The organism is Gordonia sp. SMJS1 (genome assembly GCF_029866425.1).
Classification (GTDB): domain Bacteria; phylum Actinomycetota; class Actinomycetes; order Mycobacteriales; family Mycobacteriaceae; genus Gordonia; species Gordonia hongkongensis.
Genome location: NZ_CP123381.1, coordinates 3,190,126 through 3,205,536, shown reverse-complemented (window position 1 = coordinate 3,205,536; position 15,411 = coordinate 3,190,126). Strand labels below are relative to the sequence as shown.

General features: G+C 66.8%; 12 protein-coding genes and 6 pseudogenes. 7 read left to right on the top strand and 11 right to left on the bottom strand.

Features of this window, described 5'->3' with window-relative positions:
* Positions 1–18: 18 nt before the first annotated feature.
* The 3 genes from QAD21_RS14580 to QAD21_RS14570 all read right to left on the bottom strand — a co-directional run bounded on the left by QAD21_RS14580 (position 19) and on the right by QAD21_RS14570 (position 2,841).
* Entirely contained in the window at positions 19–1,416 is a 1,398-nt protein-coding gene (locus QAD21_RS14580) for an amidohydrolase family protein (RefSeq protein WP_280359786.1), read from the bottom strand.
* Between the two features lie 193 nt (positions 1,417–1,609).
* Positions 1,610–2,245, bottom strand: a complete 636-nt coding sequence (locus QAD21_RS14575) for a DUF2461 domain-containing protein (protein ID WP_280359784.1) — start codon at positions 2,243–2,245, stop codon at positions 1,610–1,612.
* Positions 2,246–2,247: 2 nt separating this feature from the next.
* Positions 2,248–2,841, bottom strand: a complete 594-nt coding sequence (locus QAD21_RS14570; RefSeq protein WP_065632408.1) for a CHAP domain-containing protein — start codon at positions 2,839–2,841, stop codon at positions 2,248–2,250.
* 191 nt (positions 2,842–3,032) lie between these two features.
* Here QAD21_RS14570 and QAD21_RS14565 point away from each other — a divergent pair, with 191 nt between their 5' ends.
* A complete protein-coding gene (locus QAD21_RS14565; RefSeq protein ID WP_280359783.1) occupies positions 3,033–4,517 on the top strand; it encodes a phospholipase D-like domain-containing protein in 1,485 nt (494 codons plus the stop codon).
* A gap of 2 nt (positions 4,518–4,519) precedes the next feature.
* Here QAD21_RS14565 and QAD21_RS14560 read toward each other — a convergent pair whose 3' ends face one another.
* The 6 genes and pseudogenes from QAD21_RS14560 to QAD21_RS14535 form a co-directional block, all read right to left on the bottom strand.
* Entirely contained in the window at positions 4,520–5,122 is a 603-nt protein-coding gene (locus QAD21_RS14560; RefSeq protein WP_226513511.1) for a TetR family transcriptional regulator, read from the bottom strand.
* Entirely contained in the window at positions 5,119–6,315 is a 1,197-nt protein-coding gene (locus QAD21_RS14555) for an FAD-dependent oxidoreductase (protein ID WP_280359782.1), read from the bottom strand. The genes QAD21_RS14560 and QAD21_RS14555 overlap by 4 nt, the downstream gene beginning before the upstream one ends.
* Positions 6,312–6,491: a rubredoxin gene (locus QAD21_RS14550; protein ID WP_058251790.1), complete on the bottom strand. Its 180-nt coding sequence runs from the start codon at positions 6,489–6,491 to the stop codon at positions 6,312–6,314. Before QAD21_RS14550 ends, QAD21_RS14555 begins: the two co-directional genes overlap by 4 nt.
* A gap of 173 nt (positions 6,492–6,664) precedes the next feature.
* Positions 6,665–6,814 (bottom strand): annotated as a pseudogene (locus QAD21_RS14545) (rubredoxin); the annotation flags it as partial.
* Complete coding sequence (locus QAD21_RS14540; RefSeq protein ID WP_280359780.1) at positions 6,811–8,046, bottom strand: alkane 1-monooxygenase; 1,236 nt, start codon at positions 8,044–8,046, stop codon at positions 6,811–6,813. The pseudogene QAD21_RS14545 and the gene QAD21_RS14540, both read right to left, overlap by 4 nt.
* A 504-nt stretch (positions 8,047–8,550) precedes the next feature.
* A pseudogene (locus QAD21_RS14535) lies at positions 8,551–9,759 on the bottom strand (DUF222 domain-containing protein).
* Between the two features lie 204 nt (positions 9,760–9,963).
* Between QAD21_RS14535 and QAD21_RS25365 the strand changes: the two are divergent.
* The 4 genes and pseudogenes from QAD21_RS25365 to QAD21_RS14515 all read left to right on the top strand — a co-directional run.
* Positions 9,964–10,254, top strand: a pseudogene (locus tag QAD21_RS25365) (transposase family protein); the annotation flags it as partial.
* A 29-nt stretch (positions 10,255–10,283) separates the two neighbouring features.
* A pseudogene (locus tag QAD21_RS14525) lies at positions 10,284–10,541 on the top strand (aldehyde dehydrogenase (NADP(+))); the annotation flags it as partial.
* A 25-nt stretch (positions 10,542–10,566) separates the two neighbouring features.
* Positions 10,567–11,499 (top strand): 5-dehydro-4-deoxyglucarate dehydratase, encoded by a 933-nt coding sequence (locus QAD21_RS14520; RefSeq protein ID WP_259936534.1) that lies wholly within the window; start codon positions 10,567–10,569, stop codon positions 11,497–11,499.
* A 6-nt stretch (positions 11,500–11,505) separates the two neighbouring features.
* Positions 11,506–12,645: pseudogene (locus QAD21_RS14515) on the top strand (glucarate dehydratase family protein); the annotation flags it as partial.
* Here QAD21_RS14515 and QAD21_RS14510 read toward each other — a convergent pair.
* Positions 12,646–13,392, bottom strand: a pseudogene (locus QAD21_RS14510) (pirin family protein); the annotation flags it as partial.
* Between the two features lie 87 nt (positions 13,393–13,479).
* On the bottom strand, positions 13,480–14,154 hold the full coding sequence (locus tag QAD21_RS14505) for a DUF1345 domain-containing protein (RefSeq protein ID WP_280359779.1): 675 nt from the start codon (positions 14,152–14,154) through the stop codon (positions 13,480–13,482).
* A 106-nt stretch (positions 14,155–14,260) separates the two neighbouring features.
* Here QAD21_RS14505 and QAD21_RS14500 point away from each other — a divergent pair, with 106 nt between their 5' ends.
* Both QAD21_RS14500 and QAD21_RS14495 read left to right on the top strand, forming a co-directional pair.
* On the top strand, positions 14,261–14,554 hold the full coding sequence (locus QAD21_RS14500; protein WP_065632375.1) for a hypothetical protein: 294 nt from the start codon (positions 14,261–14,263) through the stop codon (positions 14,552–14,554).
* On the top strand, positions 14,551–15,375 hold the full coding sequence (locus QAD21_RS14495; RefSeq protein ID WP_165629944.1) for a hypothetical protein: 825 nt from the start codon (positions 14,551–14,553) through the stop codon (positions 15,373–15,375). Before QAD21_RS14500 ends, QAD21_RS14495 begins: the two co-directional genes overlap by 4 nt.
* The last annotated feature ends 36 nt before the right edge of the window (positions 15,376–15,411 follow it).

The window sequence follows — 15,411 nt, the reverse complement described above, 5'->3', positions numbered from 1 at the left end:
CGATTCATGGGCTGCCGGTCAGACGGTGACCCGACGCCCCTGGACGTGGACCTCGGCGATGGACGACTCGCGCAGGCCCATCAGCAGGCCGAACAGGGTCTGGTCGCGGGCGAGATCGGCATCGTCGGACCGGACGGCGTTCTCCAGCGTGGACTTCAGGGCGTCCACGGGTTCGATGACCAGGAAGTCGGCTTCCTTGCCCTCATCGAAGTTGCCGAAACGGTTTTCCATGTCGAGTGCCCGGGCCCCGCCGACGGTCCCGATGAACAGCATCTCGGCAGGGTGCATCGACACCCCGGCGTCGCCGGGCTCGGTGATGTGCTGTTTGAAGGCATCTCCGAGTACGCGCGGGACGAGCCATTCGTCGCCGCCGCCGAAATCGGTTCCGGCGGAGATGTTCACACCCGCCGCCACGGTGCGCTTCCACGGCATCGTGCCGGATCCGAGGAACAACTGAGACACCGGACAATGCGAGATCGAGGTACCGGTTTCGGCCATGCGCGCGAGTTCGGCGTCCTGGCAGTGCACGCAGTGCGCGAGGATTGTCCGCGGACCGAGCAGGCTCTTGCCGCCGACCTGCGATCCGGGCAGGAACTTCCCGTCATAGGTGTCGAGGTAGGAGTCGACCTGGTAGACCTCCTTGGTGGTGTCCACCTCTCCGGTGCCGGGACGGTTGTTCTCGTTGAGGTGGCTGTGGACGTAGACGCCCTGCTCGCGGTATTCGTCGTACAGGTCGCCGAGGTTCTTCAGCGTCTCGGTGGTCACCGACAGCGAGAACCGCGGCACGATCGCGACGTGCAGCAACGCGGTCCGGTAGTCGCCGGTGTCGGCGGCATGCCACTTGTCGATCTCGGCCCGGGTGAGGCGGATCGCCTCCTCCTCCGAGGTCAGCAGCGGCTTGGCGGTGTCACCGCCGACGGTCTGGATGCCGCGGCCGGCCACGATACGCAGCCCGGCCTTCTGGGTCTCGGTGAACAGGGAATCCTGGGCGTGGGGGAAGGCGGAACCGAACACCATCATCGCCGTCGTACCCGCGGCGACCCGTCGCCTGGTGAACTCGACCGCGGCGGCCTGGGCGAATTCGTGGTCGGCGAACTTGGATTCGGACGGGAAGATGCACAGATTGAGCCATTCGAGCAGTTGCCCGCCGCCGTAGGAGTCGCCGGCGTAGGTCTGCGGGAAGTGGATGTGGGTGTCGACGAAGCCCGGGATGAGATACCCGCTCGGGTGCTCGTGCGCCTCCGCGCTCGCGAATTCGGAAGGGAGCTCGGATCTCTCGCCGGCGAACTTGATCGTGCCGTCGTCGCCGACCACCAGAGCTCCGTCGGGTATCGATACCAGCGCGTCCACCGCCTCGGTGATCGCGGGACTGCCGGCGAGATGGAAGATGTGCCCGTAGTGGACGGTGTCGGTCATCGGTGCTCCTCGGGCATCGGGGTCACAAACTCGGATCGTCATCGGAGGTCCACCCGGGTGCCTGTGATCGTCCTCGGATCTCGGACGCGGTCGGCGACCAGTATCACCCGCCTCCCGTTGCACGCGCGCGCCAACCGTCGAAGTCGCCGTCTGATCGTTTCCATGTGGCGCGCGAACCGGTCGGTGCGGGCTCTCAGCTACCGGTGCGGGCCGCGATCCACTCGACGAACGGGACCGTCGCCCGCCAGTCCCGCCGCACCCGATCGACGAGTTCCGCGGAATGGATGATCTCGTCGAATCCGTAGTCCCGACCCACCGACAGCGATCGGTGGCGGAGCAGTTCGATTCGCGGGTGGGCGACGTCGTACCCGCGAGGTGCGGTCTTCAGCCGGTCCCCGGCGATCTCCCAGCCGTCCCCCGTGAGCCGCCGGAGCAGGCTCTCGAGCTCGGGTCCGCTGCGGTCGTGGTCGATGGACTTCCGAATCTCGGCGAGCCGGGCCGGGGTGGCCTCGTAGAAGCCCGCGCCGACGCGAACACCCGGTGCGCCGATCTGCACGTAGTACCCGGTGGCCGGGGCCACGGCGACGAACGCGCCCTGATGGGTCTTGTACGGCGCTTTGTCCTTCGAGAACCGGACATCGCGGTGCGGTCGGAAGATCTTGGCCGGGCCGAACTCGTCGGCCAGCGCGTCGGTCAGGGCGCGGATGGGTTCGGCAACCGCGGCACGGTAGGTGGCCTTGTGGGCCTCCCAGAACACCTTGGAGTTGTCGATCTCCAGATCGTCGTAGAAGTCGAGGGCGGCCTCCGGGAACCCGGTGAAGTCTGTCATCGTCACCCCGGCAATCCGCGGCCGAATCCGACGACACCGCCGTCGGAGCGCCAGTCCAGCGAATGCACCCGGATGCGGCCCATCTCGTTGCCCCCCACGGTGACGGCGGACTCACCATCGACTGCGACGACGATGTTGGTGTGCTGTCCGAATCCCGACGACCGGTCGTAGAGCACGACGTCGCCCACTCGGGGCGGTTGCTCGCCGACCGCGTCGAACCGACCGGCGGCCTCGTAGTATTCCTGCAGCGTGTACACCCCGGGGATGCGCCAGTGACCGGAGTGGGGATTTACCAGCGGATTGCCGGCCGTCCGCATGATCCAGCTCACGAAGTTCGCGCACCACGGTTCGTCGACGCCCTCGGAGTAGAACGTCCCGGGACGCTGAGCGGTGTGTTCGTGGCGCACCGCCTCGACGACGCGTCGCTGGGCCGGCGTGAGTTCCGCGGCGTCGATCTGCGGGAACTCGGCGGTGTCCCAGGGCAACCACCGTTCGGGTACGGCCCGCCATGCGACGAGACCGACGCCCGCGACGACGATCACGACCAGCGCCGCGGCGATCACCGTCCGCCGACCGCGTCGACGCACCGGGCGCATGCCCGCACCGTCTGCGGGTCGGTCGGCAGTCGTGTCGGCGCTCACCTCGACGAGTGTAGGCATCGTCCGTGGCCGCGCCTCGTTCCTCGTCCCCGCCGACGTTCGCCCGGCGCCTCGCCGCGCGGGCGACATGCGCGCTTGGCACAATGGGCGCCGGTCGGGGGGCCAAGGCGATTCAAGGAGCGAACGCGGTGGACGAGTCAGATCACGAGCCGATCCTGCGTGCCGGGGACACGTGCCGGGAGATCGCGACCGCCGACCGCGTCGCATGCATCGTCGACGCGGCGGACTACTTCCTGCACGCGAAGTCGGCGTTGCTGCAGGCCCGGCGCCGCATCGTCCTCATCGGTTGGGACGTGGACACCCGGATCCGGCTCGATCCGCGGACCGCCGACGACGAGGTCCCCGACGTGCTCGGTGACTTCCTGAGGTGGCTCATCGACAACCGTCCGGAACTGGAGATCCACGTCCTGCGCTGGAGCACCGGCGCGTTCACCGGAATCCTGCGCGGAGTCGCGCCGCCCTTCGTCCAGGATCTGCTCACCGGCCGTCGTCTGCACTACCGGATCGACGCCGCCCACCCCGTCTCCGCCGCGCATCATCAGAAGATCGCGGTGATCGACGACCAGTTCGCGTTCTGTGGCGGCATCGACATGACGGTGAACCGGTGGGACACTTCGGAACATCTGTCGCACAACGAGTTTCGCCGGGATCCCGATGACCGGCCGCATGGGCCCTGGCATGACGTCACGGTCGCCCTCGACGGCGACGCCGCGCGCGTGGTCGCGTCTGTCGCGCTCGACCGGTGGGAGGCCGCCACCGGCGAGAGCCTCAAACCCCTCGTCGACACCGACGGCCCCGACATCTGGCCGACGGATCTCGACGTCACGTTCACCGACTGCGACGTCGCGGTGGCCCGGACGATTCCGCAGTACGACGACCGGCCCCAGGTCGAGGAGATCCGGCGCCTGTACCGTGCGGCCTTCGCCGCGGCCCGCCGCACGATCTACATCGAGAGCCAGTACCTGGCGGCGCGCGAGGTCGCGGACGCGCTGGCGGAACGACTCGCCGAGCCCGACGGGCCCGAGATCGTCCTGGTGCTGCCGAGGCATGCGGACAGTCCGGTGGAACGGCTCGCCATGGACGGTGCGCGGCACAAATTGCTGCAACTCCTGTGGCGCGCCGACAAGTACGACAGATTCCGCGCCTTCTACCCCGTGACGGCCGAGGGGGACCCGATCTACGTGCACGCCAAGGTGCTCATCGTCGACGACGTCCTCCTGCGCATCGGATCCTCGAACCTCAACAACCGGTCGCTCGGATTCGACAGCGAGTGTGACGTCGCCATCGAGGCCGATCCGAACGACCCTGCCGACGGCGACCTGAGCGAGACGATCCTGTCCATGCGCACGCGGTTGTTGTCCGAGCATCTGGGCGTCGACCACGAGGTGTTCGACGATGCTGTGGCACAGGAGAACTCACTCGTCGGGGCGGTCGATCGGCTGACCGGCCCGGGCCGGACACTCGAGGCATTCGATCACGAGACGATCGACGGCGAGGAGTCTGTCATCGCGGAGAACGAACTCGTGGACCCGGAGGACGCGCGGATCGGCACGATCGACCGCATCTACCGCGCGGTGATCCGTCGAGGCACGCGGAACCTGCTGCGGCGCTGACGTCACATCCGCGTGCGGGCCGCCTCGATGGCGGGGGCGATGACCTCGGCGAGGTCGGATGCGACGTCGCGATCGCCCTCCGGGGGCATCGCGATGTAACTCAGCGCCATCCTGGTGATCGCGCGCGAGATCCGCACGACGTCGGACTCCGGCATCGACAGCCACTCGGACTCGCGGAAGGCCTCGGCCAGCCGGTCGGCGGCCGTGGTGATGATCGGTGCCGCATCGGTGGTGATCAGCTTCATCAGATCGGGTTTGGCCTCGCCGGACAGCAGCGAGGCGATCAGCGGGTCGGTGGCGACTCCGGCGAAGAATTCACCGAACCCCTTGTGCAGGGCCTCGGTGACGTCGTCGACGGAACTCGCCAAGGAATCTGCGACATGGCCGGCGAAACGGCCCGCCAACCGCACCGCGTAGCCCTGCGCGAGGCCGTACCGGGAACCGAACTCGTTGTAGACGGTCTGGCGGCTGACCCCCGTCGCGGCGGCCACATCGGACATGCGCACCGCCGCCCAGTCCCGGTCCAGCAGCAGGTCGTGCAGTCCGTCGAGCAGCGAGTTGTGCAGCAGGGCTTTGCTGTCCTGCGCATAGTTGCGAGTCGTCATCCGTGCGCACCGACCGGCTGGAGAGATGACTCGATCTCGGCGCGCAGGGATCGTCCCGAGCCGCCCCTGCCCAGGCAGACCGCGCCGACAAGACGACTGCCGGCGAAAGCCCGCACGACAGAGCAGGAGTCGTCCAGGTCGACCTCCACACGATCTCCCGATGTCGGCCACCCGACGATCTGGATGTTGGTCGTGTACTGCATCGTCCAGGCCAGTGGCACACGCGGTACCGCAGTGCTGATGCCGGTGTCCAGCCCGAGGTCGGCGGCGATCGTCATGGCGACCAGTCTGCCGTGCTCGGTCGCGGTGAGCCACTGCTCGGCACGCATCGGTGCGCCCGTCAACGGATGGGGCCGCGCCGCGACGTCGCCGGCCGCGTAGACGCCGGGGACTCGGGTTCGCAGCGAATCGTCGACGACGATCCCGGCCGCATCGACGGGAATGCCTGCGCTGCGCGGCAATTCGAGATCGGGCTCCATTCCGATCGCGCTGATCACCGTTCCGGTCAAGGCCCGTCCGTCGGGCAACGTCACGGACTCGGCGGTGATCGTGGTGGGCACCACGCCGGTGAGGATCTGCACCCCGCGTTCCCGGTGCAGGGTCGCCACCGCCTCGGCCACCGTTGCCGGAACGACCCGTGACAACAGCGACGACTCGCGCTCGATCACGGTGACGCGCGAACCGTCTCCGGTCGACGCCACGGCTGCGGCGATCTCCAGTCCGATCAGTCCGCCGCCGAGAACGATCACCGGCCCGTCCTGGATCGCGTGCCGGAGCTCCGCCGCGTCGTCCCGGGTGCGCAGGGCGAGCGGGGACGACGTCGTGCCGGGGAGTCGCCGGGCACGCCCTCCGGTGGCCAGGACCAGCGCGTCGTAATCCACTTGGGAGGAGTCGGCGAGGCAGACCCGCCGCGACGAGGTGTCGACGTCGGCGACGCGCGTCGAGGTCACGATCTCGATGCCCCGATCCGACCAGTACCCGGGCGGACGGAGCGTGATCTTGGCGTCCGTCAGGTCGCCGTCGACGAGGTTCTTGCTCAGCGCCGTTCGTCGGTAGGGGAGTTGTGGCTCGTCCCCGAACACGGTGATTGTTCCGTCGAAACCGTTGGAACGCAGCGACTCCGCAGCCGTGATGCCGGCTACGCCGGTGCCGACGATCACCACCGAACCGCCCCGGGTGGTGCCGGCGCTCACGGACGGGCCACCTCGACCATCTCGAAATCGGCCTTGGCAGCACCGCAGTCCGGGCAGCTCCAGTCGTCGGGGATGTCGGCCCAGCGGGTGCCCGGCTCGATGCCGTCCTCCGGCCAGCCGAGCTCTTCGTCGTACTCGAAACCGCAGACCTCACAACGGAAGAGCTTGAAGTTCATCGCACAGAGTTCCCTTCGCTGATTTCATCCGGCCCGCTCGCTTCGCTCTCGGCGCCGCTGGGGTCATTCGGCCCGCTCGCTTCGCTCCCGGCGCCGCTGGGGTCATTCGGCCCGCTCGCTTCGCTCCCGGCGCCGAGATCATCCGGCCCGCTCGCTTCGCTCCCGGCGCCGAGGAAGTCGATCTTCTCCCGCACGCCGCAGTCGGGGCACGGCCAGTCGTCGGGAATGGTGGCCCAGGGTGTGCCGGCCGGGAATCCCTCCCGGGGAGCGCCGACGGTCTCGTCGTAGACGTAATCGCAGACCGGACAACGGAAGGTGCTCATCGCGGCGACACCCCGTGCTCGGCCAGGACGCGTTCGCGGCGGTGCGGTGCGATGTTGATCCGTTCGACGTCTCCGTCGTAGTGGTCGAGCACCCGCTTGTCCATCACCCGCCGCCAGATCGGCGGGAAGTAGGCGAGCGTGATCATGCTCGCGTATCCGCTCGGCAGGTTGGGCGCGCCGTCGAAGCTGCGCAGGGTCTGATACCTCCGGGTGGGGTTCGCATGGTGATCGCTGTGGCGCTGGAGGTGGTACAGGAAGATGTTGGTGCAGATGTGGTCGGAGTTCCAGCTGTGCTCGGGCGTGCACCGCTCGTAGCGGCCGGTCCGCGTCTTCTGGCGGAGTAGACCGTAGTGCTCGAGGTAGTTCACGGTCTCCAGCAGTGAGAAACCGTAGACGGCCTGGATCACGAGGAAGGGGAGGATCTCCCAGCCGAAGATCGCGGTGAGCGCCCCCCACAGCACGATCGACATCGCCCATGCGTTGAGGACGTCGTTGCTCGGATGCCAGAAGGGCTTGCCCGCCCGCTCGAGGCGTTTGCGTTCGAGTTCGACGGAGGAGGTGAGGCTTCCCCAGACGCTACGGGGGAGGAAGCGCCAGAACGACTCTCCGAAACGGGAGCTGGCCGGATCTTCGGGCGTCGCGACCCGCACGTGGTGCCCACGGTTGTGCTCGATGTAGAAGTGACCGTAAAACGTCTGGGCGAGAGTGATCTTCGACAACCAGCGTTCCAGATCGTCCTTCTTGTGCCCCAGTTCGTGAGCGGTGTTGATTCCGATCCCGCCCATCGCGCCGATCGACAGCGCCAGCCCGATCTTCGACGCGAGCCCGAGCCCGCCGTCGATGCCGAGCCAACTGAGGTCGTCGGCCGTCCACAGGTGGCAGGCCATCACGAGACTCGCGAGCTGGAACGGGATGTACACGTACGTGCAGTAGCGGTAGTACTTGTCGTTCTCCAGCTGCTCCATCAGCTCTTCGGGCGGATTCGATCCGTCGGGCCCGAAGAACACGTCGAGGATCGGGAGCAGGACGTAGACGAGTAGCGGCCCGATCCACCACCACACCGGCGACACGACGTCGAAACCATGGCCGATCGCATTGAAGCCGGCGACGAGACCCATTGCGAGAAAGATCGACGTCGGTGGGATCAGGCCGAGCAGCCAGAGATGGCGTTTGCGGTCCTTCCACTCGGCGGCGGAGTCATCCGCGGTGAACGGGGTCGGTGCGGTACTCATACGCGCTCCTGTCTGGGCGGGCTGTGTTCTACGCCACTAGACATTAACCATGTTAATGTCTGTTGTCTAGACATTAACCGAGATTTGTAAAGAGACCCCGGTTCAGGGACGTCCGACGGGGGCCTGGGCGGCAGGGACATCGCTTCGCCGCTGCCGGGGCCTTCGAGACCGCCCTGTCCTTCATCTCGGTCGTCGAGTCGGCCAGTCGGTTCGGACACCGGTGAACACGAGCACCTTGAGCTGTTCCATGGCCACGGCCGAGGTCTTGCCCATCACGGCTCCGCACGGGCGGTGCGCTGCTCGCTGTTGTGGTGCTGGTCCGAGGCCTGTTCCTGTGGTCGCCGCCGACGTCGGGTTCGGCTGCCCGGAACCCGCTCCCGCTCGAATGGCCGAGTGGGAGCGGGTCGGTCGTGTTCCGCTGTGGAGTTGTCAAAGTACGGACGTCGTCCCGGGTATGGCCCGGGTACAGAAGGTGCTACGCGAAAGTGGTTGTCGGACGGCCGGTCAGGCGGCGTCGTCGAGGCGGATGGTGCGGCGGTTGTAGGCGGGTAATGGACGGCGGTGTGGGTCTACGGTGGCGGGTGGGACGAGCCAGGGGTGCCGGTCAAATCCCATGACGATGTCCCAGCCGTGGTGGTGGACCTGGGTATGTGACGGTGGCGCACCGCATTTGATGCAGCAGGCGTCGCGGACGATCATTGCTTTGCGCAGGTGCGCCGGGAACAAGCGGTGGGTGTGGCCCATCTGTAGCGGTACGCCCTCAGCGTCGAGTCGCCCCTGCTCCCCGAGGTGCGAGCGAAGCGAGCCTCGAGGGGTCAGCGAGCCGTCGCACGACACCTGTTTCGCGGTCGCTTGGCTGACCGATCCGGTCCACGGCAGCGTCGCCAGGTCTCCGGTCGCGGGGATCGTCAGCATGAGCTGCGTGCGTGGACTTCCGACGGTGTCGATGCTCGCGCCGATCGCGGCTTGGTCGAGGATCAATTCGAAGGCGTCGGCGCGGCGTTGCTCGGCGGTGCGACGATCCTTGGTGCCGTCGGGTTCGGGTCGTGGGCAGGACCGTTCGTCGATCATGGCCAAGAACTTCTCGCCCACCACCTGGGTGAGATCGGCACGCACCTCGACGCGGCCGTCGTCGGTGGTGTGGGCGCTCACCGAGTTCAAACTTGCATCGTCCGACGCTGGAGTTCCTGCGTCACACGCATCGGCGAGAGCGTTGCCGATGGCCTGAGCATGCTTGAGTACTTCAGTCGGTGTTGCACCGGATAGTGCTTGGGCGATGAGTTCGATCTAAAACCGGGAGCGCTTGTCGACGAAAAGCGCTTCCCCGCAACGTCTATCGATCTCGTTCATGCCGCGGACGATGGCATCGACGATCTCGCTCGACAGTCGTCCGTCGGCTGCGTGACGCGCCACAGCGGGCAGGTTGGGCAGCGCGTCGACACTGCGCATGGTGCGGAGGGCGGCGGCCGGCGCATGTCCTGACTCGATCAGCAGCTTCTTGGTGGTGCTGCCGGTCTTCTGCGCGACGCCGAGGTCGTCGAGTTGTGCTGCGTGCGCGACGATCTGGTGATCGGCAAGGTTGCGGATCAGACGCCACGTGTGGAGGGAGTCGAATGTTGCTCTGCCGGTTGGGTCGTCGACGGGCGGGGTGGTCTCGATGAGTTGATCGAGGAGAGTGGCGAGCTCTGGCATGACTCCACAGTACAGGAACATGCGTGGCTCTTCTGACCCTGAAGTGGGCTACTTTTAGCGAGCCTAATGCACGCAACGCCCAGTCTCGCTTAGGTTTTGACTTGCGAAGAAAAAGACCTAGAGGAGTGGGCGTTGCGCACTGTCAGAGTACTGCAGAAGTTGCTTGGAATCGAGCGTGCCCGTGTCGTGGGTGTCAGGTTCGATGAGGATGATCGCGGGCACGTCATGGTGGCGACACTAGAACTGCACAAGAACGCACGATCACGGTGTCCGCAGTGCAAGAAGCGCTGCCCGGGTTACGATCAGCCGCCGGCACCGCGGTTGTGGCGGCATCTGGATATGGGCGGCTGGCGGTGTTTCCTCGAGCTGCCCGCGACGCGTGTGCGGTGCCCTCGCCATGGTGTGAAGACTGAGTTGGTTCCGTGGGCACGTCCGGAAGTGAAGATGACCAGGGCGTTTGACGACACCGTCGCGTGGATGTGTGCGCACGCCCCGATGACCGCGGTGAGCGCCTACCTGCGGGTCTCCGGGTGCTTCTCGAGGCACTCGAACTCAAGGCCGGGCGAATCCTTTTCAACGGGTGGCCCACCGGCGTCGAGGTCGGACACGCGATGGTCCACGGCGGACCCTATCCGTCAACTTCCGACAGCCGTAGCACCAGCGTCGGGTCGCTCGCCATCGAGCGTTTCCTGCGGCCGGTGGCCTATCAGGACGTTCCGACGACGCTGTTGCCGGACCCCATTGCCGACGGAAACCCCGAACAGATCTGGCGCCGTGTCGACGGCGAACTCATCCGCGACTGATCCTCACCCCATCCAAGGAGTCCCAATGCTCAACGGCGTCTTGTTCTTTCCCGTCACACCCTTCGACAGCAGCGGAGAGGTGGACTACCGTCGCCTCGCCGAACACATCGACCGCGGGGTTGCCGCCGGTCCCGGCGGCGTGTTCGTCGCCTGCGGCACCGGCGAATTCCACGCCCTCGGACTCGAGGAGTTCGGGCGGATCGTCCGCTGTGCGGTCGAGACCGTCGCTGGTCGCGTCCCGGTGTTCGCCGGTGCCGGCGGCTCCCTCGTCCAGGCCCGCGAGTTCGCGGTGAGTGCGAAGGCCAACGGGGCCGACGGCATCCTGCTCCTGCCCCCGTATCTGGTGACGATGCCGCCTGCCGGCCTCGCCGAGTACACGCGGTCGGTCGCGGCCTCCACCGATCTGCCGCTCATCGTCTACAACCGCGGCAACGCCCTGTTCGACGAGGCGTCGGCCATCGAGGTCGCCAAGCTGCCGACGGTCATCGGGTTCAAGGACGGCACCGGTGACCTCGACAACGTGTCGCGCATCGTGATCGCGGTCAAGGAAGCACTCGGGGACAGCAAGGAGTTCCTGTTCTTCAACGGCCTGCCCACCGCCGAGATCACCCAGCAGGCCTACCGCGCCATCGGTGTCACGTTGTACTCGTCGGCGACGTTCGCGTTCGCCCCGGAACTGGCCCTGGCCTTCTACAACTCGTTGGAGAACGGCGACGTCGAGCTGACCGAGGCGCTGCTGCGAGAGTTCTTCCACCCCTTGGTCCGTCTGCGCAACAGGGTGCCGGGCTATGCGGTCGCACTCGTGAAGCACGGTGTGACGATGGAGGGCATCGAAGCGGGTCCGGTGCGCGCGCCGCTGGTCCAGCCGACACCGGAGCACCAGGCCGAGCTCGAGCGGATCACCGCCGCCGGGCGCGCCGTCCTCGCGACGACGCTCGCCGCGCAGGCCACGGTCTGAGAACTCATGTCGACGAATACCTTCCAGTCGGTGCCGGTCGGGACGCGAACCGTGGCGAGTCCGCACACCGACACCACGATCACCGAGGTCACGGTCACCCCGGTCGCCTTCGTCGACCCGCCGCTGCTCAACACGGTGGGTGTGCACCAGCCCTACGCACTGCGGGCGATCATCGTGATCGAGACGGCCGGCGGAATCCGCGGGCTCGGCGAGACCTATGCCGACACCGCTCATCTCGCGCGGATGGAGGCCGCCGCCGAGGCGATCATCGGACTCGATGCCTTCGCGCTCCACAACCTGCGCGATGCCATCGACCTGCGGGTCTCGACCCTGTCGGTGACCGGGGGCGACGGAGTGGCCGGCATGATCACCACGGCCAGCACCACCGATCGTGTCTTCTCGCCATTCGAAGTCGCCTGTCTCGACATCCAGGGCAAGGTCCTCGGTCGACCGGTGAGCGATCTGCTCGGCGGCCGCGTGCGGGACCGAGTTCCGTTCAGCGCCTACCTGTTCTACAAGTGGGCGGCCCACCCCGGGGCGGCCGGCACCAACGGACTGCCGGACGAGTGGGGCGAGGCCGTCGATCCGAGCGGACTGATCCGGCAGGCACACCGGATGATCGACCGCTACGGGTTCACCGCGATCAAACTGAAGGGCGGCGTGTTCGCCCCCGACGAAGAGATCGCGGCGATCAAGGCGCTGCACGCGGAGTTCCCCGGAATCCCGTTGCGCCTGGACCCCAATGCGGCGTGGACCGTGGAGACCTCGGTGCGCGTCGCGGCGGAACTCGAGGGCATCGTCGAGTACCTGGAAGACCCGACCCCGGGCCTCGACGGTATGGCGCGCGTCGCCGAGCAGGCGTCCATGCCGCTCGCGACGAACATGTGCGTGGTCGCCTTCGATCACCTCGAACCGGCGGTGCGCAAGCGGTCGGTCTCGGTCGTCCTGTCCGATCACCACTACTGGGGCGGCCTGCAGCGGTCGCGTCTTCTCGGCGGTATCTGTGAGACCTTCGGACTCGGCCTGTCGATGCACTCCAATTCGCACCTGGGCATCAGCCTCGCCGCGATGGTGCATCTCGCGGCTGCGACACCCAACCTCACCTACGCCTGTGACACCCACTGGCCATGGAAGACCGAGGATGTTCGTGTGCATCTCCCAGAACAGGATCTCGGCCTCAGACCTCGCGGACACGGTGACCTCGCCCTGATCGATGGTGCGCAGCGCATCGCCCTCGACCAGTCGCGCGCCGTCGTCGAGGTCGACTTCGCCGCGCGCCACGTAGAGATGTCCGTACGGTGCCGGGGGAAGAGTGACCGACTGCCCGGAACCGATCCGGGCCATGTGCAGTGCCGCGAACGGGTTGCCGATCGAGATCGCATCTGTGCCCGCGTGTTCGGGCCTGCCGGAGACCACCGTGACCAGCCCGCCGGTCGCGAGATCGGCGCTGAAGTCGCGTTCGGCGTAGCCGGGTTCACCTCCACCGTGCTCGGGCGCCACCCACATCTGCACGACGCGCAGGTCCCGGTTCTCGCTGCGCCGTGACGCATTCGCCTCGGTGTGGGTGATCCCGCGGCCCGCGCTCATCCGCTGCGCGACGCCCGGCGTGATCACGCCGGTGTTGCCGAACGAATCACGATGAGCGACAGCACCTTCGAGTACCCACGTGACGATTTCGGCATCCCGGTGGAAGTGGGCGTCGAAACCTTCACCGGCGTCGACGCGATCGTCGTTGTGCACCAGCAGGACTCCGTGGGCGTTCGCCGCAAGATCGAAGTTGCCCGTGACGGGGAAGGACTGGCGGGAATCGAGCCACTCGCTCCGGAAGATGTGCCGCTCGGTACCCGGGATGACCTGCCGCGACGGCACGGTCCTGATGAATGGCTCGCTCATCGTCGACTCCGATCTGGTCCTCCGGACCCCGCCGGCACAACCGTCACGTCGCCGACCCTATTCCGGTGTGCGATCGGTGCAGGGGCTTCAATCGAGAAGGTTGACCGCGTTCGCCACCACCAGGCTGAGGATGACGATCGACAACAGCGACTGTGACGCCATCGCCAGCTTCGCACGACGCGACAGCGGCATCACGTCGGTGGGGCTGAAGGCAGTCGCGTTGGTCAGGGCCAGATAGAGGTAGTCGAAGAATACGGGACGCCACCCCGACGGTGCCAGACGTGGCTCGAGGTGTTGCGGAAAGGCGAGGTCCGGGTGTTCGGCCGGACGCAGATGCCGGTTGACCGGACCGCCGCCGTCGAGTTCCCAGTACAGGAACGCGAACGCGATGACGGTCTGCAGCCAGACGAGAGCCCCGGCGACCAGCAACTGGTTCGCCGCCTCGGTCTGCGGATCTCCGTGCAGCAGGTCCCACACGAGCCGCGCCGCGGCCCACGCCGCACCTGCGGCGATCGCCACGACCAGACCGACGGAGAGGGCGCGGACCCACCGGCCGGGCCGGTCGATGCGACCGGGGTCGACCACGATCAGTGTCAGCAGGACCAGCCCCTCGATCGCGGGTAGCAGCCAAGCGGTACCGGCGGCGTAACGCGCGGGCAAGAGGAACGGGATCGCCATCGCGACCAGTACGAACGCCGATGCGGTCCAACGCTGCTCAGCTCGGGGCAGGTTCTGCGCGGGAACGTGGTCGTCGTCGTTCATCTGGCGGCCTCCGGTCGGGGGAGCCGACACGTTCCGCCAACATCGTTGACTCAGCGGGCCCGGCCGGTACTGTGTTCTTCATCACATAGGCAGGAAGGGATGTGCCATGATACCGACCGAGATAAAGGAGCTGCATCGGAGTATAGGTGCGCTACGGCATCACATGACCACGCTGCAGACGCAGTACGGCGATGTAGACGCGGTTCGGCGAATGTCCAACGATCTGGATCGGCTGGAGATCGACCTTCACGACTTCGAGCACGCACCGCCACCGCTGCTGCAGACGAAAGTCGGACGAGACCAGGTTATCTATGTGCCTGACTGCAAGTCGGACGAGTCGGCCTGGCTGGGTGCGCAGGACGAAGGGCTGGGCTTTCATTCGCGTGAGCGCACGAAGTGAGCGCCCCCGCGACTGAGCGGGACACAGTCGGGGTCTTCTCTCCGGGCCGCGCGCGAATCCTGGCCCGAACTCTCCGCCAGGACAGGTGGTGGCTGTCGCCGCTGCTGACAGTCGTGGGTCTCGCGGCCTTCGTCATCTACGCGACGATCCGGTCCTTCGTGCGCACCGCCTACTACGCCGCGGACTATCACTACCTCTCGCCGTTCTATTCGCCGTGCCTCAGCGAGTCGTGCGTGCCCGGGGCGAGTCATTTCGGTACCCCCTTCCCCGAACTCCCCATGTGGATTCCGCTGGCATTCCTCTCGCTGCCGTTCCTGCTCGGGTTCCGACTGACCTGCTACTACTACCGCAAGGCCTATTACCGGTCGGTCTGGCTGTCGCCGCCTGCCTGCGCCGTCGCCGAACCCCACAGTCGGTACACCGGCGAGACGCGACTGCCGCTCATCATCCAGAATTCGCACCGGTACTTCTTCTACGTGGCCGTGGTCATCTCGGTGATCAACACCTACGACGCGATCGTCGCCTTCCACGGTGAAGGCGGCGGTTTCGGCTTCGGGCTGGGCAACGTGATCCTCGTCGTCAACGTGCTCCTGCTCTGGACCTACACGGTGTCGTGCCACTCGTGTCGCCACGTGACCGGCGGCCGGCTCAAGCACTTCTCGAAACATCCGGTGCGGTACTGGGTCTGGAGTCAGGTGTCCAAGCTCAACACCCGGCACATGCAATTCGCCTGGATCACGCTCGGCACGTTGGTGCTCACCGACTTCTACATCATGCTGGTGGCCAGCAACACCATCTCGGACCTGAGGTTCGTGGGTTGACCGATTGACAACACAACGCCTGTGGTGCAGCCGTTC

Bases quoted from the DNA above. Each gene is read 5' to 3' on its own strand.
- QAD21_RS14540 (WP_280359780.1), bottom strand. From the start codon at position 8,046: ATGAGTACCGCACCGACCCCGTTCACCGCGGATGACTCCGCCGCCGAG.
- QAD21_RS14575 (WP_280359784.1), bottom strand. From the start codon at position 2,245: ATGACAGACTTCACCGGGTTCCCGGAGGCCGCCCTCGACTTCTACGAC.
- QAD21_RS14520 (WP_259936534.1), top strand. From the start codon at position 10,567: ATGCTCAACGGCGTCTTGTTCTTTCCCGTCACACCCTTCGACAGCAGC.
- QAD21_RS14570 (WP_065632408.1), bottom strand. From the start codon at position 2,841: ATGCGCCCGGTGCGTCGACGCGGTCGGCGGACGGTGATCGCCGCGGCG.
- QAD21_RS14505 (WP_280359779.1), bottom strand. From the start codon at position 14,154: ATGAACGACGACGACCACGTTCCCGCGCAGAACCTGCCCCGAGCTGAG.
- QAD21_RS14580 (WP_280359786.1), bottom strand. From the start codon at position 1,416: ATGACCGACACCGTCCACTACGGGCACATCTTCCATCTCGCCGGCAGT.
- QAD21_RS14550 (WP_058251790.1), bottom strand. From the start codon at position 6,491: ATGAACTTCAAGCTCTTCCGTTGTGAGGTCTGCGGTTTCGAGTACGAC.
- QAD21_RS14560 (WP_226513511.1), bottom strand. From the start codon at position 5,122: ATGACGACTCGCAACTATGCGCAGGACAGCAAAGCCCTGCTGCACAAC.
- QAD21_RS14500 (WP_065632375.1), top strand. From the start codon at position 14,261: ATGATACCGACCGAGATAAAGGAGCTGCATCGGAGTATAGGTGCGCTA.